The organism is Streptomyces sp. NPDC107550 (assembly GCF_055639095.1).
Window position 1 is genome coordinate 470018 of record NZ_JBVKBC010000001.1, and the last position, 26263, is coordinate 496280.

Here is a 26263-nt window from a genome sequence, read left to right on the forward strand (position 1 = left end):
ACGCGCCATCTGCCGACCCGGCGCCGCACGCCCGCCCTCCGAGCACCCCACCGCTGAACGCACGGAGGGGACCGACCGGACGGCCGATCCCCTCCCCCGTCAACTACGGTCGCCTACAAGGCGACTCAGCTGCAACCGCTGGTCGAGCCGCAGCCCTCGCAGATGTAGCAGGAGCCGGCGCGCTGCATCTTCGTACCGCAGGAGAAGCAGAGCGGGGCGTCGGCCTGGATGCCGAGCTGCATCTCGACGAGTTCGGCGCTGGTGTGCGCCTGCTGCGGAGCGGGCGCCGCGGCGGGCGACTCGGCCTTCGGCGTCTCGACGGCATTCAACTCCTGGGCGCGGGGGGCCGACTGGGCCAGGCCCTCGACGTCCACCTCGTCCTCGGAGGGCTCGTACGAGCCCGTCTCCAGGTGACGCTGACGCTCCTCGGCGGAGTGGATGCCGAGCGCGGAGCGCGTCTCGAAGGGCAGGAAGTCGAGCGCCAGGCGGCGGAAGATGTAGTCGACGATCGACTGCGCCATCCGCACGTCCGGGTCGTCCGTCATGCCGGCCGGCTCGAAGCGCATGTTGGTGAACTTCGAGACGTAGGTCTCCAGCGGCACGCCGTACTGGAGGCCGACCGAGACGGCGATGGAGAAGGCGTCCATCATGCCCGCGAGCGTGGAGCCCTGCTTCGACATCTTGAGGAAGACCTCGCCGAGACCGTCGTCCGGGTAGGAGTTGGCGGTCATGTAGCCCTCGGCGCCGCCCACCGTGAAGGAGGTGGTGATCCCGGGACGGCCCTTCGGCAGACGCTTGCGGACCGGGCGGTACTCGACGACCTTCTCGACGGCCTCGCGGATCGTCGCCTCGGTCTTCTCCGTGACCTCGGTCTTCTCCTGCTCCTTCTTCTTGGCGGAGAGGGGCTGGCCGACCTTGCAGTTGTCGCGGTAGATGGCGAGCGCCTTGACGCCCATCTTCCACGCCTCGAAGTAGACCTCTTCGACGTCCTCGACGGTCGCCGTCTCCGGCAGGTTGACCGTCTTGGACAGCGCGCCGGAGATCCAGGGCTGGATGGCGGCCATCATGCGGACGTGGCCCATCGCGGAGATGGAGCGCTCGCCCATGGCGCAGTCGAACACCTCGTAGTGCTCGGGCTTGAGACCGGGGGCGTCGATCACATTGCCGTTCTCGGCGATGTGGGCGACGATCGCCTCGATCTGCTCCTCCTGGTAGCCGAGCCGGCGCAGGGCCTGCGGCACGGTGCCGTTGACGATCTGCATCGAGCCGCCGCCGACCAGCTTCTTGAACTTGACCAGGGCGAGGTCGGGCTCCAGGCCGGTGGTGTCACAGGACATCGCGAGACCGATGGTGCCGGTCGGCGCGATGACGGACGCCTGAGAGTTACGGAAACCGTTCTTCTCGCCGAGGCGGACGACGTCCTGCCAGGCCTCCGTCGCGGCGGCCCAGATCGGGGTGTCCAGGTCGTCCACGCGGACGGCCACGGCGTTCGCGTCGGCGTGCTGCTTCATGACGCGGTTGTGCGGCGTGGCGTTCTTCGCGTAGCCGTCGTACGGGCCGACGACCGCGGCCAGCTCGGCGGAACGCTTGTACGAGGTGCCCGTCATCAACGACGTGATGGCGCCGGCGAGGGCGCGACCGCCGTCGGAGTCGTAGGCGTGGCCGGTCGCCATGAGCAGGGCGCCCAGGTTCGCGTAGCCGATGCCGAGCTGACGGAAGGCGCGGGTGTTCTCGCCGATCTTCTGCGTCGGGAAGTCCGCGAAGCAGATGGAAATGTCCATCGCGGTGATGACCAGCTCGACGACCTTCGAGAAGCGCTCGACGTCGAAGGACTGGTTGCCCTTGCCGTCGTCCTTCAGGAACTTCATCAGGTTCAGCGAGGCGAGGTTGCAGGACGTGTTGTCCAGGTGCATGTACTCGCTGCACGGGTTCGAGCCGTTGATGCGGCCGGACTCCGGGCACGTGTGCCAGTGGTTGATGGTGTCGTCGTACTGGATGCCCGGGTCGGCGCAGGCCCAGGCGGCCTCGGCCATCTTGCGGAAGAGCGACTTGGCGTCGACCTCCTCGATGACCTCGCCGGTCATGCGCGAGGTGAGGCCGAACTTGCCGCCCTCCTCGACCGCCTTCATGAAGGCGTCGTTGACGCGGACCGAGTTGTTGGCGTTCTGGTACTGGACGGACGTGATGTCGTCGCCGCCCAGGTCCATGTCGAAGCCCGCATCACGCAGGGCGCGGATCTTCTCCTCCTCCTTCACCTTGGTCTCGATGAAGTCCTCGATGTCGGGGTGGTCGACGTCCAGGATGACCATCTTGGCCGCGCGGCGCGTGGCGCCACCCGACTTGATCGTTCCTGCAGAGGCGTCGGCACCGCGCATGAAGGACACGGGACCCGAGGCGTTGCCGCCGGAGGAGAGCAGTTCCTTGGAGGAGCGGATACGGGAGAGGTTCAGGCCGGCGCCGGAGCCGCCCTTGAAGATCATGCCCTCTTCCTTGTACCAGTCGAGGATCGACTCCATGGAGTCGTCGACGGACAGGATGAAGCAGGCGGAAACCTGCTGGGGCTGCGGTGTGCCGACGTTGAACCAGACCGGCGAGTTGAAGCTGAAGATCTGGTGCAGGAGGGCGTACGCCAGCTCGTGCTCGAAGATCTCGGCATCGGCGGGCGAGGCGAAGTACTTGTAGTCCTCACCAGCCTTCCGGTACGTCTTCACGATGCGGTCGATGAGCTGCTTGAGGCTCACCTCTCGCTGCGGGGTGCCGACAGCACCACGGAAGTACTTGCTGGTGACGATGTTGACCGCGTTCACCGACCAGAACTCGGGGAACTCGACGCCACGCTGCTCGAAATTGACCGAGCCGTCGCGCCAATTGGTCATGACGACGTCACGACGCGCCCACTCCACCTCGTCGTACGGATGCACTCCGGGGGTGGTGTGGATGCGCTCGATGCGCAGACCCTTGGTGGCCTTGGCTCCCTTGGCGCGGGAACCTCGTGCCGGGCCGCTCGCCGTCTCTGTCATGCCGCCTCCCATATACCGGGCTAAAACGCCCTAAAGTGCCTCGTTCTTCCCGGGGCACGATGTGTGTCTTGTGTCGCGGTCGCCGCTCGCGTCGCCCGCGACAGGTCTGTGGTGCCGCCGTCCGGCCCTGGGCCGGTCAGTCGGCGGCGTGAGCGGGCACGGGGACCTCCACCGTCCCGCCGGGCCCGCCGTCGTCCTGCGCACGTTCCGCGCCCGCGTCGGCCGCCTGCGCGCCGGGCGCTTGTTCCCTCAGTTCCGCGATGGCCGACTCGAAGTCCTCCAGCGAGTCGAACGCCCGGTACACGGACGCGAACCGCAGGTAGGCCACGAGGTCGAGCTCCTGAAGCGGGCCCAGTATGGCCAGGCCCACGTCATGGGTGGTCAGCTCGGCGCTTCCGGTGGCACGCACGGCCTCTTCGACCCGCTGGCCGAGAAGGGCGAGGGCGTCCTCCGTGACGGGGCGCCCCTGGCACGCCTTGCGTACGCCGTTGATGACCTTGGTGCGGCTGAAGGGCTCGGTCACCCCGCTCCGCTTGACCACCATCAGTGAGCACGTCTCCACCGTCGTGAAACGACGGGAGCAGTCCGGGCACTGACGGCGCCGGCGGATCGACGTGCCGTCGTCCGTGGTGCGGCTGTCGACGACACGGCTGTCGGGATGCCTGCAGAAGGGGCAGTGCATGAACTCCCAACCCTCCTTCACGGCACGACTCGATAGCCCCGAGAGGCTGGAACCGCCCCTCGAAGCAGCCCCCAGCATAGGTGATGGTCGCGCCGCCGGATGACGCGGGACCACTACTTCTGGGCTGCTGATGCAATCCAACCACTACATGTAGGGTTTCGCTGCTTATTGAGCCCTAGAGCGTGTCGTACGGCGCGTCGCGTCCGGAAACGCTCGGTGAACCCCCCAGGCCACAGGCCCCGACCGGCGCGACGCACGGCGGGAGGGGGCGGTGACGCCCCCACGAGGGGAGGGGTGGCACACTGAGGGCACCCACGGAGCGGGCCTCGGCCCCGGCGCTGAAGCGTACCGGATTCAACCGATATGTCTCGCTGCCCGATCGGGGGCCATACACCCAGGCGCATGATCACAACAAGTAATCTGCGGTTTTTCACTCGAACGTGTGTTTGGCGCAACCTTTCGAAAGCAACTACCGTTGGCTAGCTAGGGAGACATACTCGAGAGGGGCCTTACGACGTGACCACGACCGCCGCAGACAGTGCCACCATCACTGCCCAGGGACGCGCCCAGGGCCGACTCGAGCCGGTGCATGCCATGAATGACGCAGCCATGAGCCATGAGGGCCCCAAGCCCGGGCGCTCCCTGCCCGGCCGACCTCCAGGGATCCGCGCGGACAGCTCGGGCCTCACCGACCGCCAGCGGCGCGTGATCGAGGTCATCCGCGACTCGGTGCAGCGCCGGGGGTACCCGCCGTCCATGCGGGAGATCGGCCAGGCGGTCGGTCTCTCCAGCACGTCGTCGGTCGCCCACCAGCTGATGGCGCTGGAGCGCAAGGGCTTCCTGCGCCGCGACCCGCACCGCCCCCGCGCCTACGAGGTCCGCGGCTCCGACCAGCCCGCCGCGCAGCCCACGGACACCACGGGCAAGCCGGCCGCCTCGTACGTGCCGCTGGTCGGCCGGATCGCGGCCGGTGGCCCGATCCTCGCCGAGGAGTCCGTCGAGGATGTCTTCCCCCTCCCCCGGCAGCTCGTCGGCGACGGTGAGCTGTTCGTGCTCAAGGTCGTGGGCGACTCGATGATCGAGGCCGCGATCTGCGACGGTGACTGGGTCACGGTCCGCCGCCAGCCCGTCGCGGAGAACGGCGACATCGTCGCCGCCATGCTCGACGGCGAGGCCACCGTCAAGCGCTTCAAGCGCGAGGACGGCCACGTCTGGCTCCTCCCGCACAACTCCGCGTACCAGCCGATCGCCGGTGACGAGGCGACCATCCTCGGCAAGGTGGTCGCCGTACTGCGCCGGGTGTGACCCTCCCTGATCGGGCCCCGGAACCTACTGCGCCGGTTCCGGGGCCTTGCGCTGTCTCCCGCCCCTCCCTGACCGGCGACACCCGCCACAGAGCATGTACGTAAAAGCCCTCGCCCTGAGCGGGGGCTTCCGCGTCTCTCCGGCCGCCGTTGCGGCTACTTATCGGCGGCCTGCGCCGACGCGTCGATCGCCGCGAGGGAGCGCCGGACCTGATTGCGGTCCGTCGTGTACCAGAAGTCCGGCATGGAGGCGCGCAGGTAACTGCCGTAGCGGGCCGTCTCCAGCCGCGGGTCGAGCACAGCGACGACGCCCCGGTCGCCCATGGCGCGGACGAGACGGCCGGCGCCCTGTGCCATGAGCAGTGCCGAGTGGGTGGCGGCGACCGCCATGAAGCCGTTGCCCCCGGCCTCCTCGACGGCCTTCTGGCGGGCGCTCATCAGCGGGTCGTCGGGGCGGGGGAAGGGGATCTTGTCCATCACCACGAGCTGGCAGTTCGGCCCGGGGACGTCGACGCCCTGCCACAGGGACAGCGTGCCGAACAGGCAGGTCTTGGCGTCCGCCGCGAAGTTCTTGATCAGCTCACCGAGGGTGTCCTCGCCCTGCAACAGGATCGGGAACTCCGGGATACGCGTCCGCAGCTCCTCCGCCGCCGCCTGCGCCGCCCGCATGGACGAGAACAGGCCGAGAGTGCGCCCACCGGCGGCCTGCATCAGCTCGGTCAGTTCGTCCAGCATGTCGGTGCGGACGCCTTCGCGCGCGGGGCGGGCCAGGTGCTTGGCGACGTAGAGGATGCCCTGCCTGCGGTAGTCGAACGGGGAGCCGACGTCGATGCCCTTCCACACCGGCAGGTCGTCGCCGGTGGTCCCTTCGGGGGCGAGGCCGAGGGACGCCCCCACGCCGTTGAAGTCGCCGCCGAGCTTCAGGGTCGCCGAAGTGAGGATCACGGAGCGGTCCGTGAACAGCTTCTCGCGCAGCAGTCCCGACACGGACATGGGGGCGACGCGCAGGGAGGCGCCGAAACGGTCGTGCCGCTCGTACCAGACGACGTCCCACTCCGAGCCGTTCGTGATCCGCTCGGACACGTCGTGGATCGTCTCCACGGAGGCGAGCGCCTGCTTGCGGACCGCGTCCTCGTCCTGGACGGACTTGTCGCGCGTGTTCCCCAGGGCCGTGATGACCGTGCGGGCCGCGTCACGCAGCGCCATGAGGGCGTACCCGAGGTCTTCGGGGATCTCCTCCAGGCGCCCCGGCAGGGCCAGCTCCATGAGCCGCTCGAAGCCCTCGGCTGCGGTCTGGAGCTGGTCGGCGGCCTTCTCGTTGACGAGTTTGGCCGCGCGGCGCACCGCCCGGTTGACCTGGCCGGGGGTCAGCTCGCCCGTGGCCACGCCGGTGACGCGGGAGACCAGCTCGTGGGCCTCGTCCACGATCAGCACCTCGTGCTGCGGCAGCACCGGCGCGCCCTCGATGGCGTCGATCGCCAGCAAGGCGTGGTTGGTGACGATGACGTCGGCGAGCTTCGCGCGCTCGCGGGACATCTCCGCGAAGCACTCCGCTCCGTACGCGCATTTGGACGCGCCCAGGCACTCGCGGGAGGAGACGGAGACCTGGGCCCACGCCTTGTCGGAGACGCCGGGGGTCAGGTCGTCGCGGTCGCCGGTCTCCGTCTCGTCCGCCCAGTCCCGCATGCGCAGCAGGTCCTGGCCGAGCTTGCTGGTCGGGGCCGCCGCCTCGAACTGGTCGAAAAGGCCCTCCTCCTCGTCCTGCGGGACGCCCTCGTGGAGGCGGTGCAGGCAGAGATAGTTCGACCGGCCCTTGAGCATGGCGAAGTTCGGCCGGCGGCGCAGCAGGGGGTGCAGCGCGTCGACCGTACGCGGCAGGTCGCGTTCCACGAGCTGCCGCTGGAGGGCCAGCGTGGCCGTCGCCACGACCACCCGCTCCCCGTGCGCCAGCGCGGGCACGAGGTAGCCGAGGGACTTACCGGTGCCGGTCCCTGCCTGGACGAGCAGGTGGGAACCGTCGTCGATCGCCTCGCCGACGGTCTCGGCCATGGTCACCTGGCCAGGGCGCTCCGTGCCGCCGACAGCGGCGACGGCGGCGTGCAGGAGCTCGGGGAGTGAGGGCTTCGTCATAGCTCGACCACCCTAAACGGCGCCACTGACAATCCTGTGGTCACGGTTGGTGGAGGGGGTTGGCGACGGTGCCGTGCACGGCCGCGTGCGGACGGTGGGCGCGGTCGCGGTAACCGTCGAGGTGCAGCCTGTTGCGGTTGAGGCAGAGCCGCTCGATGCGCGGGGTGAGCAGGTCGAACATCTCGTAGCGCTCCTTCAGCTCGGGGAACCGGGCGTGGTGGCACAGGATCTCCTCGCGTACGAGCTGCCAGAAGTCGTGCTCCGGGACGCCGAGTTGGTCCTCGCACAGAGGCGCGAGGTAGCGGAAGACACCGACGAAAAGCCCCGAGTGGATGAACTGGGTGAGGAAGTCGGGACTCTCCGTGAGCAGCACCTCCCGTACATCCTGTGGCATGGAGGCGTGTTCCGGCAGTGGTTCGGCACTGACGTTCACGTCGTCGACGAAGTCCTTGACCGCGAGCCGGACGGGCACGTCCTGGTCGTCGAAGACCACGATGGCGTTCTCCCCGTGCGGCGAGAAGACCGTCCCGTAGCGGTACAGGAAGCGCAGCAAGGGGGGCAGCAGCGCGGCGAACAACCGGCGCAGCCACGTGCGGGGGGTGAGCCCGGAGCGGGCCACCAGCTCCGCCGTGAACGCGCGGCCCTGAGGGTCGACGTGCAACAAGGAGGCGAGCGTCCGGGCGCGTTCGCCGGGGCGGAGGTGGCGGGTCAGCGGTTCGCGCCAGATGGCTCCGAGCAGTTCCTTGTACTGGTAGGGCACTTCGTCGAGTCCGTCGTACAAGGGATGTCGCACGCTCACGGACGCGACTTCACCCAGGAGGATGACGCCGCATTCCTCCTTGAGGAAGGGGTCGGCGTCCCTGAGGCCGTGCATCCATGACGTCACCGCGGGGGCGGCGAGCGTGCGTTCGGTGGGCAGGCCGCGCCAGACGAGGGTGTTGAGGACGGACAGCGGCAGTTTGACGGTGTGCCGGTCCGGCCGCGTGATGTTGAGGAACGTACGGATCGACTGCTGCGGCAGGCGCAGGTCGCCGTCGGCCGGGAGCGGGACGATGGCCTGCGCGGCGACGGAGGGCGCGAAGAGCGGTAGCACGATGTCGTCCCACTGCCAGGGGTGTACGGGGAGGAAGAGGTACGCCGACGGGTCGAGCCCGCGCGCGCGGAGAGTGTCGGCGAACAAGTCGCGGGTCGGCGCGTCGAGTTCACGGCCGTAGAGCGTGTCGGGGGCGTCGAGCTCGCGCACCCCGCGGTACGTGGCGAGGCCGGTGTGCACGGCGATCCAGGGGAGGCTGGTGGGGCGGCGCGCTTCGGGGGCCCAGCGGGCCGTGTCGGTGGCGGAGAAGCCGAGACGTCCCTTGTTGAGGATGAGCCAGGGGTGTCCCGTCTGGTGGCCTTCGAGCTCCGCGTAGCCGAGGTCGGCGAGTTCGGCCGCGGGGAGCGCGGTGGCGTCGAGGCGGGTGTCGGCGGCGAGGGTGACGGTCAGTTCCCTGATGAGGTGGCCGAGGGTGGTGCCGTCGAGGCCGAGGATGTGCCTGGTACGCAGGAGGAAGACGAGGGGGTCGGTCAGAGGCTCGGCGCGGCGGGCGCGGTCGGTGTCCGTGTCCGGCTCGCGCGGATGCTGCACCGGCCGTGGGTGGGCGGGGCCACTGTCGGGCCCGGGCTCCCAGGTCATGCTCTCGGGGGCGACCTGCCAGCTCCCGTACGCCCCGCGCCGGGCCCGGAAGCGCAGCTCCCCGCCGGGGGCGCCCTCTTTCTCCGCCGGGACGGTCAGGGAGTAGAGGTGTCGGCTGGGCTCGGTAGTGGGGGCTGCGTCGCGGTCAGCTGCCGTGCCGGGCTCGACGGGGAGGGGGCGCAGGATCTCCTCGTACGCGAATTCCCCGATGAGTTTCGCCAGCAGGCGGGCGCCGGCCCGTTCCCAGTTCTCGCAGGTCAGCTCGGGCGGGTCGTGCAGCGCGGGCGGCTCGGCCACATCGGGGACGGACTTATTCGGCACAGGGACTCCTCGCGGGGGAACTGGATCGAATCGAGCTTCGTTACAGAGAGTGATTGGGTCACAGCACGGCGCGCAGGGCTCGGTCACGGACCATGAGTGCGGCCCGCTTGTCGGGAAGATCGATCTCGGCGAAGAAGCGGAAGCCGGCGCTCAGGAAGGCGGATACGGAGGGGGTGTTGCGAAGGTCGGGTTCTGCGACGACGCGTGCGCAGGACGGGCGATGGTCGAGGACGTGATCGGCGACGGCTCGGAGCAGGGTGGTGCCGAGTCCTCGTCCCCGGTTGGCGACGCCACCGATGAGGAGGTGAATGCCGGTGTCGTGTGGGCGGGCGGGGTAATGGCGGGCCAGGGGGTCCAGATCGGCGCGGTAGATCTCCCAGTAGCTCATGCGGGTGCCATCGAGGACGCCGAGGCAGGGGACGCTGCGTCCGTCGCCCTCGTCGAGCTGCGGGCGCAGATGATCGGCGGTGACGGACTCGGGTCCTTCTAGTTCCCAGAAGGCGGCGACGGCCGGGTCGTTCATCCAGCGGCTGATGAGCGCCAGGTCGCGGTCGAGACGGACGGGCACGAGCTGGAAGACGCCGGAGGGAGTGGTGACCGGTCCCCACTCCCCCACGTTGTCGAGCAGGTCGTGCGCGGTCGAGGAGGCGGTGAGCGGGACGGCTTCCTGGGCGGCGATGAGGGCGAGGAGTTCGTCCGGGAGGCGCAGGTCGAGCGTGTCCTGGCAGTCGGCGCTCACCTCGTCGTCGGGCTCGGCGTCGCGTGTCCTGGTGTCGCCGGCCCTGGAGCCGTCGGTACCGGGGGCGTCGGTACCGGAGGCGTCGGTACCAGAGCCGTTGGCCCCGGTGTTCTCGGTGCCGTCCTCGTTCGCTCGGGCGGCCACGGAGCGGGCGCCGGCGACGCTCGGTTGGCCGGTACGGAGCTGGTCGGCAGGGAGCTGATCGGCTCGGGGCTGGCCGGCTGGGAGTTGACCGGTGCGGCGCTCGTCGGTGCGGCGTTCGTCTGTGTGGGTGCCGGCCGCTGTGCCGACGTGGGTGCTCGCATCGCTGGGGGACACGCGACGCTCCTCTCAGGAGGACGGGGAGGGCTGTAGGTGGAAGTAGGGCGGTCCTTGGACAGTGGGGCCTCGGGAGACGGCTCCGGACTGGACAGGAGCGACTCCGGTGGACTCGGGCAGAGGCGCCGGAGGCACTCCGGAGGCCATGAGAGCGGGGTCGGAGAGCAGGGGGACGGGTTCGGAGTGGTCGGGAACTGGCTCAGGAATGGAGGGGGTTGGCGATGGTGACGTAGACGGACTGGGTGTCGACCGGGCCGACGAGCTCGTCGAGGCCGTGCAGCCGGGTGAGCAGGTTCGCCTTGCAGCGCAGCCTGGGCGTGTCGAGAAGGCGGCTGGGCAGGGGGCTGCGCAGTCGGCGCGGCCCTCCGGCGGCGTCGAGCAGGAAACGGCGGAATGCGGCGATCAACAGCGCTTCGTCGGCGAGCCGTTGGGAGCCGAAGGCGCCGATCAGGCCGAGCACGTTGTTGATGGCGAGGTAGTAGGCGAACCGTTCGTCGGTGACCTCGTCGGAGACGAACGTGTCGCTGAGCGTGCCGATGCCGGGCAGCCTTGCGCCGAGTTCGTCGCGCCGGGACTCGCGGAAGTAGTAGCCCTGGTTGTCGCGGTAGCGGCCGCCGCTGGGCCAGCCGTCGGCGTCGAGCAGGAGCAGCGTGTTCTGCTGATGGGCTTCGAGAGCCACGCCGGCTTCTCCGTCGAGCCAGAGCACAGGCCGGACGACGTGTTCGAGGTAGCGCAGGAACCACTCGGCGGCCACGGCGCCCCGGGCCCGGCCGGTGCGGGCGGCGAGGCGGTCGATGAGGTCGGCGAGCCGTGACCGCATCGGGGCGCCCGGCGTACGTCGGCCGGGGTCGTCCTGGCGGTGCTCGGGGTCGGCGGGCGGGCGCGGCGAGACGAGGCCCGCGACGCAGGCGACGTCGTCGTCCGGGCTGAAGGGGTTGTTGCGGATCACGACGTCGAGGCCGGTGACGGGTTCGCCGTTGAGGGCGTCGACCGCGAGCCAAGCCGGGTCGCGGACGATGTCGAAGCCCGGGTGCGCGGCGTGCCACTGGTCGGCGAGGCCGCTGCGCAGCAGGCGGTGCACTTCGACGCCGCGCTGGAGTTCCTTGCGGAGGTTCTCCCGGCGGGAGTTGGTGATGCGGAGGCCGAGGGAGAGCTTGAGCATGGCCGGGGCGCCGGGATGGTAGAGGGTGCGGACGGAGGAGGTGGGGTGCCAGGGCTCGCCGTGCGGGCCGAGGTCACGCAGGTGACCGGCGTCGAAGAGGGCGGCGGTCTCGGGGCGGTGCCGCAGTTCGCGGAGTTGCCAGGGGTGGACGGGCAGGAGGGCGTGCCCGGCCGGGACCGGAACGCCGGGGCCGGCGAGGCGGGCGGTGAGTCGGTCCGCGGGGACGGCACGGCCGCTCTCGGTCCAGGCCGAGTCCTGGGCGAGTACGTCGGGGGCCACAGCGACCCAGTGCAGGGGGAAGGAGCCGCGCAACTCGGGTGAGTAGAGACGGGCTTCGGCCTCGGAGAGACCTTCGCGGCTCTTGGGGGTCGGGTGCAGGGGATGGCCGAGAAGGAGGGACTGTTCCGCCGCGAGGAAACGGTCGGGGGTGTCGGTGGGCCGGCGGCGCCGGTCGGTGATGAATTCGGCGGTGCGGCGTACGGAGTCGGCGACCCGGGCGACCAGATCGCCGCCGTCGCCGGAAGGCAGCGGCGTGCTTGCCGCGCCTGCGTCAGGGCCGGGTCCGGCGTCGGGGCCAGGCCCGGAGTCGGAGTCGGGGCTGGAGCCGGCGTCGGGGCCCTCAGCGGCCTCCGCAGCGTCCGCCGGTGCGGTTTCCGGGGCCGCTCCGGTCGCTGATTCGCGGGTCAGGAGCGCGGCGAGGGTGACGGCGTCGACGTAGGGGGCGCCGCTCGGGCCGTCCGCGAGGCAGGGCAGGCCGAGCCGATGCCAGCCGGTGGCCGACCAGTAGTGGACGGGGACGAGGAGGGCGGTGCCGCTGGCGGGGAGCGGGATGTGCAGGGTCCCGCAGGTTCCAGGCGTGCCGGCGGTGCCGGCCGAGGGAGAGGGAGGAGCGGCGATGGCGTTCTCGCGGATCCAGCAGCGCAGCAGGTTCTCGACGGCGGCGCTCTGCGCGGCGGTCGGGGCGTCGGGGTGGTGGAGGAGGTCGGCGTCGGCAAGGGAGGGACGCCCGTGCGCCTGGTGGGGTGCCTGCTGGTGGGCGCCCGTCAGCGTGGTCGTCGCGGCGCTCGTCTGGTGCGGCACGGCGGGCTCGTGCCGACCGGTGCGCGGCGGCTGGGTGTCACAGGTGCCGCCGGCGGCGGGGTGGGGCGGGCCGTCGGGTGCGGGAGTGGCGTTCAAGGCGGCTTCCTCAGGTGGGGGTGGCGGGCTCCGGCGGGTGGGGCGCCGGTGGGCCGAAGGCCCGGGGCACGGACGGCGGCCGGACGGTGGGCCGGCCGCCGGGGAAGGACAGGCCCTAGTCGTGATGGGCGCGGGCCACGGCCGCGATGGCGTCCGTGAGGCGGTCGATCACGGCGGTGGCCTGTTCGTCGGTGATGGTCAGAGGCGGCAGGAGGCGTACGACGCTGGAGTGCCGGCCGCCGAGTTCGACGATGAGGCCCCGGTCCAGGCAGGCGTCCCGAACGGCGGCGGCGAGTTTGGGCGCAGCCGGTCGCGGGGCGGTCTCCGGGACGCCGAGCAGCGGCGCCTCGGCGGCGGCGAGTTTGGGCGCGGCCGGTCGCGGGGCGGTCTCCGGGACGCCGAGCGGCTGCGCCTCGGCGGGGACGGAGGCCGGGGCGGCGGGGTCGACGAGTTCGACGCCGATCATGAGACCCCGCCCTCGCACGTCTCCGACGCAGGGCAACGCGTCCTTGAGAGCGCCGAGTTGCCGGAGCATGCGGCTGCCGAGGGTGGCCGCGCGGTCGGCGAGGCCGTTCTCGCGGACGAAGGCGAGGGTGGCGGCGCCGGCGGCCATGGCGAGCTGGTTGCCTCGGAAGGTGCCGGCGTGGGCGCCCGGCGGCCAGACGTCGAGGTCGTCGCGGTAGACGATCACGGCGAGCGGAAGGCTGCCGCCGATGGCTTTGGACAGGACCATGACGTCGGGGACGACGCCGCTGTGGTCGACGGCCCAGAAGGCGCCGGTCCGGCCGACGCCCGTCTGCACCTCGTCGGCGATCAGCGGGATGGAGCGCTGTTCGGTGATCGCACGCATCCGGCGCAGCCACGCGTCCGGGGCAGGGATGACGCCGCCTTCGCCTTGGACGGGTTCGAGGATGAGGCTGGCGGGCTGCAGCACTCCGGACTTGGTGTCGTCGAGGAGCGACTCGGTCCAGCGGGCGGCGAGTTCGGCGCCGCGCGGGCCACCGATTCCGAAGGGGCAGCGGTAGTCCTGCGGGTAGGGCAGGCGGGTGACACGGACGTCCTGGGCGCCGCCGGAGGCTTCGAGCGCGCCCGCGGTCATCCCGTGGTAGGCGCCGGTGAAGGCGAGCAGACCGGTGCGGCCGGTGGCGGCGCGGACGAGTTTGAGGGCGGCTTCGACGGCGTCGGTACCGGCAGGCCCGCAGAACTGGATGCGGGCCCGGTCGGCGAGCGCGGGCGGCAGCGTGCGGAACAGTTCGGTGGTGAAGTCGTCCTTGACCGGGGTCGCCAGGTCCAGGACGTGAAGGGGGGCGCCGGAGTCGAGGACCGCGCGGATCGCTTCGAGGACCACGGGGTGGTTGTGGCCGAGGGCGAGAGTGCCCGCCCCGGAGAGGCAGTCGAGGTAGCGGCGGCCGTCGGCGCCCTCGATGGTGAGTCCCCGGGCGCGCACCGGCACGATGGGCAGCGAGCGCGCGTAGGTGCGTGCCGCGGACTCGCGCGCGGACTGGCGGCGCAGGATTCCTTCGTGCGCGGCGCCGTCGTGTGCGGCGCTGTCCCGTACGGCGCTCTCGTGCGCCTCCCCGTCGTACGGGGCGGGCACCGGCACGGGCGCAGGATCGGTCACGGCCACGGCTGTTGGTCCTCCCGCTGCGTATACGGCCGGCGGGGTGCGCCGGCCCGTCTGTGGGCGGGGGAAGTCCGCGGCCTCAGACCGCCGGAACCGCCCCGGCGCGCACCGGGGCGGTTCGAGGACGTGACCGCCGCGTGCGTGTCCCCCGTACGTACCAACGACGGTGACGCCCGGGGAACACGGGTCGGGGGGCGTCAGATGACGACGGGTCACGGCACGGGACAGCGCACGGCCCGTGTCCCTGCGCCCCCTTGTGCCCCGCGCGCCGTCGTCAGCCACCGAAGCCTCCCCGCTTACCCCGGCCCTCGCGGACCACCTCTCCCCACCGGCCGTCGGCCACCACCGCTCACGGCCCCGGCCCCCGCCCAGGGCCCGAGGCGCCCGCCCGCCGCCCGCCCATCACCCGCCCCGGACGGTGCTCAGGGACCGCAAGATCCCGCCGTGACGGAACCGTTGCTGTTCCGTCGGCCGGTGCCGACGGCACCGGCATAGTGTGGGGTGCCGTTCGGCCAGGGGCTCACGGCGCCTCACGGCCGGCACGTACGGCACGTACGGCACGTACGGCACGTACGGCACGTACGGCACGTACGGCCTTGCAACGATCTCGAAGCCCAGGGGGATTCACGACATGCGACCCATACGCCCGTTGTTCGCCGCTCGCCGCTCGCGGAGCGTGCGCGGCAGAACCACCCCCGTGGCGGCGGCCGTTGCGCTCGGCGCGGCGCTGGCCCTGACCGCCACGGCGTGCGGCCCGGGCGAGGACGACGCGAACGACAAGCCGTCGGCGTCGGCCGCGGCGGGCGGCGACAAGTTCCACATCCCGGACGACATCAAGGACAAGCTGAAGCAGCACGGGATCGATCCGGACAAGTGGAAGAACGGCGAGTGGAAGAACTGGGACCGCGACAAGTGGCTGCGTGAGGCGAAGGACTTCGTCAACCCGATCATCGACGGCCTGTGGGACTCGGACCGGATGCGGGACGCGGACAAGAACCCGGACCACGAGGTCGACGACAACGACATCAGTGGCGACCAGGGCGTGACCGACCCGACGCCGCAGCCGGTGAAGGCGGCGGCCCTGCCGAGCCCGTACCACGGCAGCGCGCCCTACGCGGGCAAGCTGTTCTTCGACGGGCCCGAGGGGTCGATGGTGTGCTCGGCGACGGTCGTGACCGACCCGGCGCACCCCGGCAAGTCCAACATGATCTGGACGGCCGGCCACTGTGTGCACGCGGGCAAGAGCGGCGGCTGGTACCGCAACATCGCGTTCGTTCCGTCCTACAACGACGCGGGCAAGTCGGCGGCGGACCTCCAGGGCGCGCCCAAGTCCGAGGTCGCTCCGTACGGCGTGTGGTGGGGCGACTGGGCGCAGACGTCCGACCAGTGGATCGAGCAGGGCGGCAAGACGGGCGGTGCGGGCGCGCCGTACGACTTCGCGGTGATCCATGTGACGCCGGAGAAGGGCAGCACGGGCAAGTCGTTGCAGGAGACGGTCGGCTCGGCGCTTCCGGTGAACTTCAACGCGCCGGCGGTGCCGAAGATCTCCCGGCTCACGGCGAAGGGGTACCCGGCGGCGCCGCCGTTCGACGGGCAGAAGCTGTTCCAGTGCGCGGACAAGCCGGGCCGGCTGTCGCTGAAGGCGACGGACCCGACGATGTACCGGATCGGCTGCACGATGACGGGCGGTTCGTCCGGCGGCGGCTGGGTCGGTCAGGGCGCGGACGGCAAGCCGGCGCTGGTCTCCAACACCTCCATCGGCCCGGTGACGACGGGCTGGCTCGCCGGCCCGCGGCTCGGTAAGGAGGCCAAGGGGATCTACGACGCGGTGAGCAAGAAGTACGCCGGACAGTGAGGCGGGGCGGCGGGGTGGAGGTTTCTTCACCACCCCGCCGCAGTTCACCCCCGCTTTCACAGGCATAGTGGGGGTCCGTGTCTCAGGGAGCGCACAGGTTCGCCCGTCGCAGCAGGTCGGGCGGGCCCGACAGCCGTGCCAGGCCCGCGGGCTCGACGGCCTCGCCAGGCTCTCGGGTTCGACGGCCTCGCGGGGTCCACAGGATCGACGGCCCTTCCAGGGATGTCCGGTCCGTGGGCCCGCCCCGCAGGTCGGCTCTTGTCGTCGGCCGGGCGGACCGCTTCCGGAATGACACGTTCATGACAGATACCATCGGGGGTATTCGTACGATGCGTTCCACACGTCCGTCCTTCGCACGCGGCCGGGGACGGAGTTCCGTCCTCGCCGCGACCGCACTCGCCGCGACGCTGGCGCTCACCGCCACCGCGTGCGACGACGGCAAGGACGAGGCCGGCGACAAGCCGGCCGCCACCACCTCGCAGGGCTCCGACACCGGCGCGAAGCTGCCCGGCGACATCGCCGGGCAGCTCAAGAAGCACGGCATCGACCCTGACAAGTGGAAGAACGGCGCCTGGAAGAACTGGAACAAGGACGACTGGCTGCGCGAGGCGAAGGACTTCGTCAACCCGGTCATCGCGGGGCTGTGGAAGCCGGAGCGGATGAAGTCCGCGAAGGAGCCCGACAAGACGATCGCCGCCAAGGACTACGCGCAGGACCAGGGCGTCACCGACCCGGAGCCGGCGCCCGTGAAGGCGCAGCCCGAGAAGACGCCGTACCACCAGCACGCGGCGCCGGTCGGCAAGGTCTTCTTCGACTCCCCCGAGGGCTCGATGGTCTGCTCGGGCACGGTCGTCAAGGACCCGCGCAACCCGGGCCGTTCGAACCTCGTGTGGACGGCGGGCCACTGCGTGCACGCGGGCGGCTCGGGCGGCTGGTACCGCAACATCGCGTTCGTGCCGTCCTACAACGACCTCGGCAAGTCCCCCGACGCGCTGCGTAACGCCGCGCAGCAGGAGGTCGCCCCGTACGGCACGTACTGGGCGGACTGGGCGTCGACGTCCAACGAGTGGATCAGCAACGGCGCGGCGTCCGGTGGTGCGGGCGCGCCGTACGACTTCGCCGTGCTGCACGTGAAGCCGGAGCGGGGCACGAAGTCCCTGGAGGAGACCGTCGGCAACGCGCTGACCGTCGACTTCTCCGCGCCCGCCGTCCAGTCGGTGGGCTCGATGGGCGCGTGGGGCTACCCGGCGGCGCCGCCGTTCGACGGGCAGCTCATGCACAAGTGCGTGGACCGGCCCGGGCGGCTGTCGATCAGCGCCGGCCAGCCGACGATGTACCGGATCGGCTGCACGATGACGGGCGGTTCGTCCGGCGGCGGCTGGTTCCGCAACGACGGCGGCAAGACCGTGCTGGTGTCGAACACGTCGATCGGCCCGGCCGACAACACCTGGCTCGCGGGGCCGCAGTTGGGCCGCGAGGCGCAGCAGGTCTTCGACACGATGAGCGAGAAGTACGGCAGCCAGTGACGCGTCCGGCGCCCTCCGCCCCGCACGGGAGGCGCCGGCGACAACCCCGTACGGCAGGAAGAGGGCCCGCCCCGGGCACATCCGGGGCGGGCCCTCTTTCTGCTCGGTGGGGCGTACGTCAGGCTGTCGCGGCGGGGACGTACGGCGCCAGTTCCGCCGCCAGTTCCTCGTGGACGCGGGCCTTCAGGAGCGTGCCCTCCGGGGTGTGCTCCTCGGAGATCACGTCGCCGTCGGCGTGCGCCCGCGCGACCAACTGGCCGTGCGTGTACGGCACGAGCGCCTCGATCTCGACCTCGGGACGCGGCAGTTCCACGTCGATGAGGGCGAGCAGTTCCTCGATGCCCGCGCCCGTACGGGCGGAGACGGCGATGGCGTGCTTCTCCTGGCGCATCAGGCGCCGCAGCACCTCGGGATTGGCCGCGTCCGCCTTGTTGATCACCACGATCTCCGGGACCTGGGTGGCCCCGACGTCACGGATGACCTCGCGCACGGAAGCGAGCTGCTCCTCCGGCGCCGGGTGCGAACCGTCGACCACGTGCAGGATGAGGTCGGAGTCGGCGACCTCCTCCATCGTGGAGCGGAACGCCTCGACGAGGTGGTGCGGCAGGTGCCGTACGAAACCGACCGTGTCGGCCAGCGTGTACAGGCGGCCCGAGGGCGTCTCGGCCCGGCGGACGGTGGGGTCGAGGGTGGCGAACAGCGCGTTCTCCACCAGGACGCCGGCGCCCGTGAGGCGGTTGAGCAGGGACGACTTGCCGGCGTTGGTGTAGCCGGCGATGGCGACCGAGGGCACCTTGTTGCGCTTGCGTTCCTGGCGCTTGATGTCGCGGCCGGTCTTCATCTCCGCGATCTCCCGGCGCATCTTCGCCATCTTCTCGCGGATACGGCGCCGGTCCGTCTCGATCTTGGTCTCACCGGGACCGCGGGTGGCCATGCCGCCACCGCCGCCGCCACCCATCTGCCGGGACAGCGACTGACCCCAGCCGCGCAGCCGCGGCAGCATGTACTGCATCTGTGCGAGCGCGACCTGCGCCTTGCCCTCTCGGGACTTGGCGTGCTGGGCGAAGATGTCGAGGATCAGCGCGGTCCGGTCGACCACCTTGACCTTGACGACGTCTTCGAGGTGGATGAGCTGGCCGGGGCTCAGCTCACCGTCGCACACGACGGTGTCGGCGCCGGTCTCCAGGACGATGTCCCGTAGTTCGAGGGCCTTGCCCGAGCCGATGTACGTCGCCGCGTCGGGCTTGTCCCGGCGCTGGATGACGCCGTCGAGCACGAGCGCGCCCGCGGTCTCGGCGAGGGCGGCCAGCTCCGCGAGGGAGTTCTCCGCGTCGTCGACCGTTCCCGACGTCCACACGCCGACGAGGACCACGCGCTCCAGGCGGAGCTGCCGGTACTCGACCTCGGTGACGTCCTCGAGCTCGGTGGAGAGGCCCGCGACACGCCGCAGCGCGGCACGGTCGGAACGGTCGTGCTGCTCGCCGTCCCGCGCTCCGTCGATCTCGTGGCTCCAGGCGACGTCCTCTTCCATCAGGGCATCGGCCCGAAGACCTTCGGGGTAGTTCTGCGCGAAGCTCTGTGCGTCCTGGGAAAAGGAAGAAGAGGAGGTCATTGGATCCTTACGTCAGTGGAGTGCCGGTAACAGGACGAGCGTGGAGCCCGTCATGGTGGTCAACGCCTCACGGGCCCCCAGGATTCCCGCGCGGGTCCTCCGGGCCGCCCTTCGGCGTCGACCTGTCGATGGTCGCACGGTACGGGGCGTCTCGTCACGCGGGTTTTCCCGTGCGGCCACTGGGCCTCGCCGGACGGCCGCGCGCGCTCCCGGAAGGGGCCGGGAGCAGGGGCGGGTCAGCTCTCGGTCTTCCAGTCCGGGTGCCCCGGCATCGGCGGCGTCTTCTTGCCGTACAGCCAGGCGTCGAAGAAGCCGCTCAGGTCGCGGCCGGAGAGCCGGGAGGCGAGGGTCGTGAAGTCGGCGGTGGTCGCGTTCCTGTCGCGGTACTTGTGCACCCACACGCGCTCCAGGCGCTCGAACGCGGGCGTGCCGATCTCCTCGCGCAGCGCGTACAGGACGAGGGCGCTGCCGTCGTAGACCATGGGCCGGAAGATGCTGATCTTCTCGCCGGGGGTGGGCTTCTTGGGCGCGGCGGGCGGTCCGTCGGACGTGCGCCACCTGTCGGACGCCTTGTACGCCTCGCGCATCCGCTTCTCCATCGGGCGGCCGGCCTTCTCCTGCGCGTACAGCGACTCGTACCAGGTGGCGTGGCCCTCGTTGAGCCACAGGTCGGACCAGGTGCGCGGGCTGACGCTGTCGCCGAACCACTGGTGGGCCAGTTCGTGGACCATGACCGACTCGACGTACCGCTTGGGGTAGGCGGGCTCGGTGAACAGGCCGCGTTCGAACAGGGACAGTGTCTGTGTCTCCAGTTCGAAGCCGGTGCTGGCGTCGGCCATGAGGACGCCGTAGTTCTCGAACGGGTAGCGGCCCACCTTGCTCTCCATCCAGGCGAGCTGGTCGGGCGTGCGGTTCAGCCAGGGGCGCAGCTTGTCGCGGTCCTTGGCGGGGACGACGTCGCGTACGGGCAGGCCGTGCGGGCCCTCGTGGTGGACGATCGCGGAGCGGCCGATGGAGACCTGGGCGAGTTCGGTGGCCATGGGGTGGGCGGTGCGGTAGGCCCAGCGGACGGCGCCGCCCTGGCGGGTGGTGGGGACGGGCGTGCCGTTGGCGACGACGGTCAGCCCTTCGGGTGCGGTGACGCGGAAGGTGAAGTACGCCTTGTCGGCGGGGTGGTCGTTGGACGGGAAGACGCGGTGTCCTGCGTCCGCCTGGTTGGCCATGGCGAGGCCGTCCTTGGTGCGGACCCAGCCGCCCTCGGCGTTCTTGTCGGGCCGCGGGTCGCTGGTGTGCCGCACGGTGATGTGCAGCGGCTCGCCCTGCCCGATCGGCTCGCGCGGGGTGACGACGAGGTCCTCGTCGGCGGTGGCGAAGTCGGCGGGCGCGCCGTTGACCTCGACGGAACGGACGGTTCCGTGGGCGAAGTCGAGGTTGAGGCGGTCGAGCGGGGTCAGGGCGCGGGCGTCGATGCGGGTGACGGCGTCGAGCGGCTTGTCGTTGTGGCCGCCGTAGGTGAAGTCGATGTCGTACGACTGCACGTCGTACCCGGGGTTGCCGAGGTGCGGGAAGAGGCGGTCGCCGATGCCGAGCGGGGCCGGGGCGGGCGCGGCGGCGGAGAGCAGGGCGACGCAGGCGCCGGTGGCGAGCAGGGCGGCGGTGCGGGGCGTTCTGGAGCGGAGCAGCATGATCTACGGCTACCAGCGCGGGCCCCTCCCCCGCCGCGACACGCGCCGCTCCCACCCGAACGAGAGCCCCTAGAGTGCTTTGGCCGCCGCGTGCTGCGTACGCCCTACGTCGTACACCCCCGGCACGTTGCGCATGGCGCGCATGAGGCCCTGGAGGTGGGCGGCGTCGGGCAGTTGGAGCGTGTAGGTGTGCCGGACACGGCCCTGGGCGGGGGGCTCGACGGTCGCGGAGACGATGGCGACGCCCTCCAGCGCTATGGCCTCGGTGAGATCGGCGAGCAGGTGGGGGCGGCTGAACGACTCGGCGACGAGCGTGACGCGGAACTCGGCGCTCCGCGCGTCCGCCCAGTGCACGCCGACCTCGGGACGGCCGTCGTCCTTCATGCGGGTGACGCCGGAGCATTCGACGCGGTGCACGGTGACGACACCGCCGCGCACGGCGAACGCGGTGATCGCGTCGGGCGGTACGGGGGTGCAGCAGCCGGCGAGCCGGACGACGGCGCCGGGGCGGTCGACCACGGCGTTGGCCGCGGCGAGCCGCGCGGAGGGGCCGCTGTAGGGAGCGCGCGGGGCGGGCTCGGCGGTGCGGGGCCGCTCCGGGTGCGTGGCGAGCCAGCGGCGGATGGCGATCCGGGCGGCGGGGGTGCGGGCGTGGTCGAGCCAGTCGCGGGACGGTTCGGAGGGGGTGGCGCCGTCGGCGCGGGCCATGAGGAGCTGCACGGTGTCGCCGTCGCTGAGGACGGTGCTGAGCGTGGCGAGCCGCCCGTTGACCCGGGCGCCGATGACGGCGTGGGCGTCCTCGCCGTACTGCGCGTAGGCGGCGTCGACGCAGCTCGCGCCCGCGGGCAGGCCGAGGGTGCCGCCGTCGGTGCGGAAGACGGTGATCTCGCGGTCCTGGGCCAGGTCCTCGCGCAGGGTCGACCAGAACGTGTCGGCGTCGGGGGCCGAGCGCTGCCAGTCGAGGAGGCGGGAGAGCCAGCCGGGGCGGGTGGGGTCGGCGCGCTCGCCGACGGTGTCCTGGGGCTCCTCGCCGGAGGGAGCGTAGGGGTTGCCGAGGGCGACGACACCCGCCTCGGCGACCTTGTGCATCTGGTGGGTGCGGATGAGGACTTCGGCGACCTCGCCGTCGGGGCGGGCCACGGCGGTGTGCAGCGACTGGTAGAGGTTGAACTTGGGTACGGCGATGAAGTCCTTGAACTCGGAGACCACCGGCGTGAAACAGGTGTGCAGCTCGCCGAGGACGGCGTAACAGTCCGCGTCCTCCGCGACGAGGACGAGGATGCGGCCGAAGTCGGCGCCGCGCAGGTCGCCGCGTTTACGGGAGACCCGGTGCACGGAGACGAAGTGGCGGGGCCGGATGAGGACCTCGGCGCTGATGCCGGCCTCGCGCAGCACGCCGCGTACCTCGTCGGCCATGGCGGTCAGCGAGTCGTCGCCGCGTGCCGCGTTGGCCGCCATGAGGGCGCGGGTACGGGCGTACTCCTCAGGATGCAGGATGGCGAAGACGAGGTCTTCCAGCTCGGTCTTGAGGGCCTGCACGCCCAGGCGCTCGGCGAGCGGGATGAGGACGTCGCGGGTGACCTTGGCGATCCGTTCCTGCTTCTCCTGGCGCATGACGCCGAGGGTGCGCATGTTGTGCAGGCGGTCGGCGAGCTTGATGGACATGACGCGTACGTCGTTTCCGGTGGCGACGAGCATCTTGCGGAACGTCTCGGGCTCGGCGGCGGCGCCGTAGTCGACCTTCTCCAGCTTGGTGACGCCGTCGACGAGGTAGGCGACCTCCTCGCCGAACTCGGTGCGCACCTGGTCGAGGGTGACGTCGGTGTCCTCGACCGTGTCGTGCAGCAGGGAGGCGGTCAGTGTCGTCGTCTCGGCGCCCAGCTCGGCCAGGATCAGCGTCACGGCGAGCGGGTGCGTGATGTAGGGCTCGCCGCTCTTGCGCATCTGGCCGCGGTGCGAGGACTCGGCGAGCACATAGGCGCGGCGCAGCGGGTCCAGGTCCGCGTCCGGGTGGTGGGCGCGGTGGGCCTCGACGACGTGGCTGATGGCGTCGGGCAGCCGGTCGCGGGTGGCCGGGCCGAGCAGCGCGGCACGGCCCAGGCGGCGCAGATCGAGCCGGGGGCGGCCACGTCGGCGGGTGGACGCGGGCGTGAGCGGCCCCGGCGTCGCGGGGTCGGTCGCCTCCGCACTCATGAGCACCTCCGGCTTGGTCGACCGGTGGCGGGCTGGCGGGCGCACCCGTCCGGACCGGTGCTTGATGCTACCGAGCCCATCACGTGCCGCTGTCCCGCTCTCGCCCAGCGTGAAACGGATCACCCATTCGAGCGAACGTTCACGGGTTTACGGTTTCGATCGACGCGAACCAGTCCGCGTCGAGTTCACCCTGGGCGACGATCTCCGCCGGTCCGGTCATCTCGATCTCCCCGTCGGGCCGCTCCGTGATGGTGAGCCGTCCGCCGGGCAGGTCGATCTCGTATGTGACAGGGGCCCCGGTCACTGCCGGGTCGAGCCCGTCCCGGCGTGCCGTGGCGACGGCGACGGCGCAGGCGCCGGTGCCGCAGGAACGAGTCTCGCCGGAGCCGCGCTCGTGCACGCGCATGGCGACGTGGCGCGGTCCCCGGTCGACGACGAACTCCACGTTGACCCCGTCGGGGTACGCGTTCGCCGGTGCGAAGGGCGGCGGGTCGAGCAGCTTGCCCGCGTGCGCGAGGTCGTCGACGAAGGCGACCGCGTGCGGGTTGCCCATGTTCACGTTCGTCGCGGGCCAGGTGCGCTCCTCGACGCTGACCGTGACCTCTCCCTCGGGCAGCCGGGCCTTGCCCATACCGACCGTGATGAGCCCTTCCTTGTCGATGTGGACGGTCTTGACGCCGCCGCGCGTGGCGACGGCGACGTCCCCCTCGCCGATGTGTCCGGCGTGCTGGAGGTAACGGGCGAAGACCCGCACGCCATTGCCGCACATCTCGGCGATGGAGCCGTCCGCGTTGCGGTAGTCCATGAACCACTCCGCCTCGGCCGCCTGGTCCCGGGCCTCCGGGTGGGCGGCGGAGCGCACGACGTGCAGCACGCCGTCCCCGCCGATGCCGGCCCGCCGGTCGCACAGGGCGGCGACGGTCTCCGGCGCGAGCGGGATCGCGTTCTCCGGGTCGGGGATGATCACGAAGTCGTTCTCGGTCCCGTGACCCTTGAGGAAGGTGGTCATTTCTCGATCGTACGAGATGGCTACGACAACTCCGTCGCCGGAGCCCGGTGACGTGCCCGACACCGGTGCCGCGTACGGGTGTCGCGGTACGCGGAAGGGGTTCGGCACGTGGAAGCGATTCGGCGGAATGATCTCGGTACGGGGCCGGGTCGCGCGGCGCTGCCCGGGCGGCGGGTGCCCCGGTGGGCCCGTGAGGAGCGGGTCAGCGCAGGCGGGCGACGCGCCACACGGCGAGGACGGCGGCGGCGGCCACGACGACCACGTACGCGCCGACGACCCGCCAGTCCGGGCGGCGGCCGGAGCCCCTCGGGGGCAGGCCGGGCAGCGAGTAGCCGACGCGGCGGGCGGCCATCATGCCCCAGCCGGCGGCGCAGGAGCTGATCAGCAGGCCCAGCATGGCGACGACCGCGCCGCCGTCCCCGAACTCGAAGAACAGCGGGAAGGCGAACATCAGGGAGCCGACCGTGGCCAGCATGACGATGGGGGCGAGCTGCCAGATGCGCAGCCTGCGCTGCGGCCGCAGCTCGACCTCGACCTCGGCCGCCTCGTCCTGCGCGGCGAGCTCGTCCGGGGTGGGCCCGTCGGCGATCACGCCGTCCGGGGTCGCCTCAGGACCGTCGGAGCTCAGTTGCTCGCCGCCTGGTGCGGTGTCTCGAGGGCCGGCCTCCATCGCCACGCGCCCTCCCACTCCGGACTCCACTGGTCGATCGAAGGTCGATGATGGCACGCCCCGGGAGGCCCGGATGACCGCCCGGGCGTCCCGATGCCATCACGTGATCAGGCTGTAACCGGTCGTTCGACCAACGTCATTGCCCGGGCCGGAAGTTCCCCGCGTTCGGCGAGTGCCCCGCTGAGCCAGTGCACACGCGGATCACGGCGGAACCAGGAGTCCTGGCGGCGCGCGAAGCGCTTGGTGGCGCGGACGGTCTCGGCCCTCGCCTCGTCCTCGGTGCACTCCCCGGCGAGCGCGGCGAGCACCTGCTGGTAGCCGAGCGCCCGCGACGCCGTACGCCCCTCGCGCAGCCCCTCGCCCTCCAGGGCGCGTACCTCGTCGACGAGGCCGGCCTCCCACATGCGGTCCACGCGCGCGGTGATGCGCGCGTCCAGCTCGGGGCGCTCGACGTCCACGCCGATCTGGAGCGTGTCGTACACGGAGTCGTGGCCGGGGAGGTTGGCGGTGAACGGCTTGCCGGTGATCTCGATGACCTCGAGGGCGCGTACGATCCGGCGGCCGTTGCTCGCCAGGATCGCGGCGGCGGCCTCGGGGTCCGCGGCGGCGAGCCGGGCGTGCAGGGCGCCGGAACCGTGCCGCTCCAGCTCGTCCTCGAGCCGGGCACGGACCTCGGGGTCGGTGCCGGGGAACTCCATCTTGTCGACCGCGCCGCGCACGTAGAGCCCCGAGCCGCCGACGAGGATCGGCCAGCGTCCGGCGGCGAGCAGGCGGTCGATCTCGGCGCGGGCCAGCTTCTGGTACTCGGCGACGCTCGCGGTCACCGTGACGTCCCAGATGTCGAGCAAGTGATGCGGCACGCCGGCGCGCTCCCGCGGCGTCAGCTTGGCGGTGCCGATGTCCATCCCCCGGTACAACTGCATGGAGTCGGCGTTGACGACTTCGCCGCCGAGTTCCTTGGCCAGGAAGACTCCGAGATCGGACTTTCCCGCCGCGGTGGGACCGACGACGGCGATGACCCGCGGGGCGGGAGCTGCGCTACTCACCGCCCCAGTCTCGCAAACCCCGGCCACGCTTCACGAACGAGCTACGTGACGCGGCCCTCGCGGGGTCGTTGCCTGTTGCGAGGTTCCGGCCGCCGGTTGCGAGGACCGGAGACCCGGGGCGCCGCAATCGGACGCTCCGGGAAGGGCGGGATTTCGCCCACACGAGTACTATATGGAGTTGAAATGGGCGTTTTTTCCAGGTTTCGCCGCAAGGCCAAGAACACCGAGGAGGCTGCGGGCGCCGACGCGCCGGTCGCCACGCTGACGGCCGAGCCGGAGACGGACGCCCCTGAGGGGACCGCGGCGCAGTCGGCGCCCGAGGCGTCGGATGAGGCCGCGCAGGCCGCTTCGGAGGCCAACGGCAAGGGCGCCGAGGCCGCGGCCGCCACCGAGACGGCCGGGAAGACCGAGGCCGCCGAGGCGGTCGCCACGGAGGGCGTGGAGATCCCCAAGCAGCAGTCCGCGGAGCAGGCGGCCGACAGCGGGGCCGGTGAGAGCGCCCGCGCCTAGCGACGGCCC

17 protein-coding genes are annotated in these 26263 nt (G+C 71.4%); 4 read left to right on the forward strand and 13 right to left on the reverse strand.

The window, feature by feature from the left end:
- Positions 1–125: 125 nt before the first annotated feature.
- Entirely contained in the window at positions 126–3020 is a 2895-nt protein-coding gene (locus ACZ7LY_RS01995) for a vitamin B12-dependent ribonucleotide reductase (RefSeq protein ID WP_471622515.1), read from the reverse strand.
- A gap of 136 nt (positions 3021–3156) precedes the next feature.
- Positions 3157–3702, reverse strand: coding sequence for a transcriptional regulator NrdR (gene nrdR / locus ACZ7LY_RS02000; RefSeq protein WP_471622516.1), 546 nt, complete (start codon positions 3700–3702; stop codon positions 3157–3159).
- 516 nt (positions 3703–4218) lie between these two features.
- Here nrdR and lexA point away from each other — a divergent pair.
- Positions 4219–5007 (forward strand): transcriptional repressor LexA, encoded by a 789-nt coding sequence (gene lexA, locus ACZ7LY_RS02005; RefSeq protein ID WP_471622517.1) that lies wholly within the window; start codon positions 4219–4221, stop codon positions 5005–5007.
- A gap of 155 nt (positions 5008–5162) precedes the next feature.
- Here lexA and ACZ7LY_RS02010 read toward each other — a convergent pair whose 3' ends face one another.
- The 5 genes from ACZ7LY_RS02010 to ACZ7LY_RS02030 all read right to left on the reverse strand — a co-directional run bounded on the left by ACZ7LY_RS02010 (position 5163) and on the right by ACZ7LY_RS02030 (position 14151).
- Positions 5163–7136 carry an ATP-dependent DNA helicase gene (locus ACZ7LY_RS02010; RefSeq protein WP_471622518.1) on the reverse strand — a complete coding sequence of 658 codons (1974 nt, stop codon included), beginning with the start codon at positions 7134–7136 and terminating at the stop codon, positions 5163–5165.
- A gap of 40 nt (positions 7137–7176) precedes the next feature.
- On the reverse strand, positions 7177–9129 hold the full coding sequence (locus ACZ7LY_RS02015) for an IucA/IucC family protein (protein ID WP_471622519.1): 1953 nt from the start codon (positions 9127–9129) through the stop codon (positions 7177–7179).
- A 58-nt stretch (positions 9130–9187) separates the two neighbouring features.
- The gene (locus ACZ7LY_RS02020) at positions 9188–9868 is read right to left on the reverse strand and encodes a GNAT family N-acetyltransferase (protein ID WP_471622627.1); all 681 of its coding nucleotides are present in this window, start codon (positions 9866–9868) and stop codon (positions 9188–9190) included.
- Between the two features lie 517 nt (positions 9869–10385).
- Entirely contained in the window at positions 10386–12524 is a 2139-nt protein-coding gene (locus ACZ7LY_RS02025) for an IucA/IucC family protein (RefSeq protein WP_471622520.1), read from the reverse strand.
- Positions 12525–12639: 115 nt separating this feature from the next.
- Entirely contained in the window at positions 12640–14151 is a 1512-nt protein-coding gene (locus tag ACZ7LY_RS02030; protein ID WP_471622521.1) for a diaminobutyrate--2-oxoglutarate transaminase family protein, read from the reverse strand.
- Positions 14152–14779: 628 nt separating this feature from the next.
- Here ACZ7LY_RS02030 and ACZ7LY_RS02035 point away from each other — a divergent pair.
- Entirely contained in the window at positions 14780–16003 is a 1224-nt protein-coding gene (locus tag ACZ7LY_RS02035; RefSeq protein WP_471622522.1) for a trypsin-like serine peptidase, read from the forward strand.
- 329 nt (positions 16004–16332) lie between these two features.
- The gene (locus ACZ7LY_RS02040) at positions 16333–17529 is read left to right on the forward strand and encodes a trypsin-like serine peptidase (protein WP_471622523.1); all 1197 of its coding nucleotides are present in this window, start codon (positions 16333–16335) and stop codon (positions 17527–17529) included.
- 118 nt (positions 17530–17647) lie between these two features.
- Here the strand turns inward: ACZ7LY_RS02040 and hflX are convergent, their stop codons facing one another.
- The 6 genes from hflX to miaA form a co-directional block, all read right to left on the reverse strand.
- Positions 17648–19141, reverse strand: coding sequence for a GTPase HflX (gene hflX / locus ACZ7LY_RS02045; protein WP_471622524.1), 1494 nt, complete (start codon positions 19139–19141; stop codon positions 17648–17650).
- Between the two features lie 236 nt (positions 19142–19377).
- Positions 19378–20826: a M1 family metallopeptidase gene (locus ACZ7LY_RS02050; protein ID WP_471622525.1), complete on the reverse strand. Its 1449-nt coding sequence runs from the start codon at positions 20824–20826 to the stop codon at positions 19378–19380.
- 69 nt (positions 20827–20895) lie between these two features.
- Complete coding sequence (locus ACZ7LY_RS02055) at positions 20896–23019, reverse strand: RelA/SpoT family protein (protein ID WP_471622526.1); 2124 nt, start codon at positions 23017–23019, stop codon at positions 20896–20898.
- Positions 23020–23158: 139 nt separating this feature from the next.
- The gene (gene dapF, locus ACZ7LY_RS02060; protein ID WP_471622527.1) at positions 23159–24028 is read right to left on the reverse strand and encodes a diaminopimelate epimerase; all 870 of its coding nucleotides are present in this window, start codon (positions 24026–24028) and stop codon (positions 23159–23161) included.
- 202 nt (positions 24029–24230) lie between these two features.
- The gene (locus ACZ7LY_RS02065; protein WP_471622528.1) at positions 24231–24698 is read right to left on the reverse strand and encodes a hypothetical protein; all 468 of its coding nucleotides are present in this window, start codon (positions 24696–24698) and stop codon (positions 24231–24233) included.
- Between the two features lie 107 nt (positions 24699–24805).
- Positions 24806–25744, reverse strand: a complete 939-nt coding sequence (miaA, locus tag ACZ7LY_RS02070; RefSeq protein WP_471622529.1) for a tRNA (adenosine(37)-N6)-dimethylallyltransferase MiaA — start codon at positions 25742–25744, stop codon at positions 24806–24808.
- 183 nt (positions 25745–25927) lie between these two features.
- On the opposite strand from miaA, the gene ACZ7LY_RS02075 reads away from it, so the two are divergent.
- Positions 25928–26254, forward strand: coding sequence for a hypothetical protein (locus ACZ7LY_RS02075; RefSeq protein WP_471622530.1), 327 nt, complete (start codon positions 25928–25930; stop codon positions 26252–26254).
- Positions 26255–26263 lie beyond the last annotated feature (9 nt).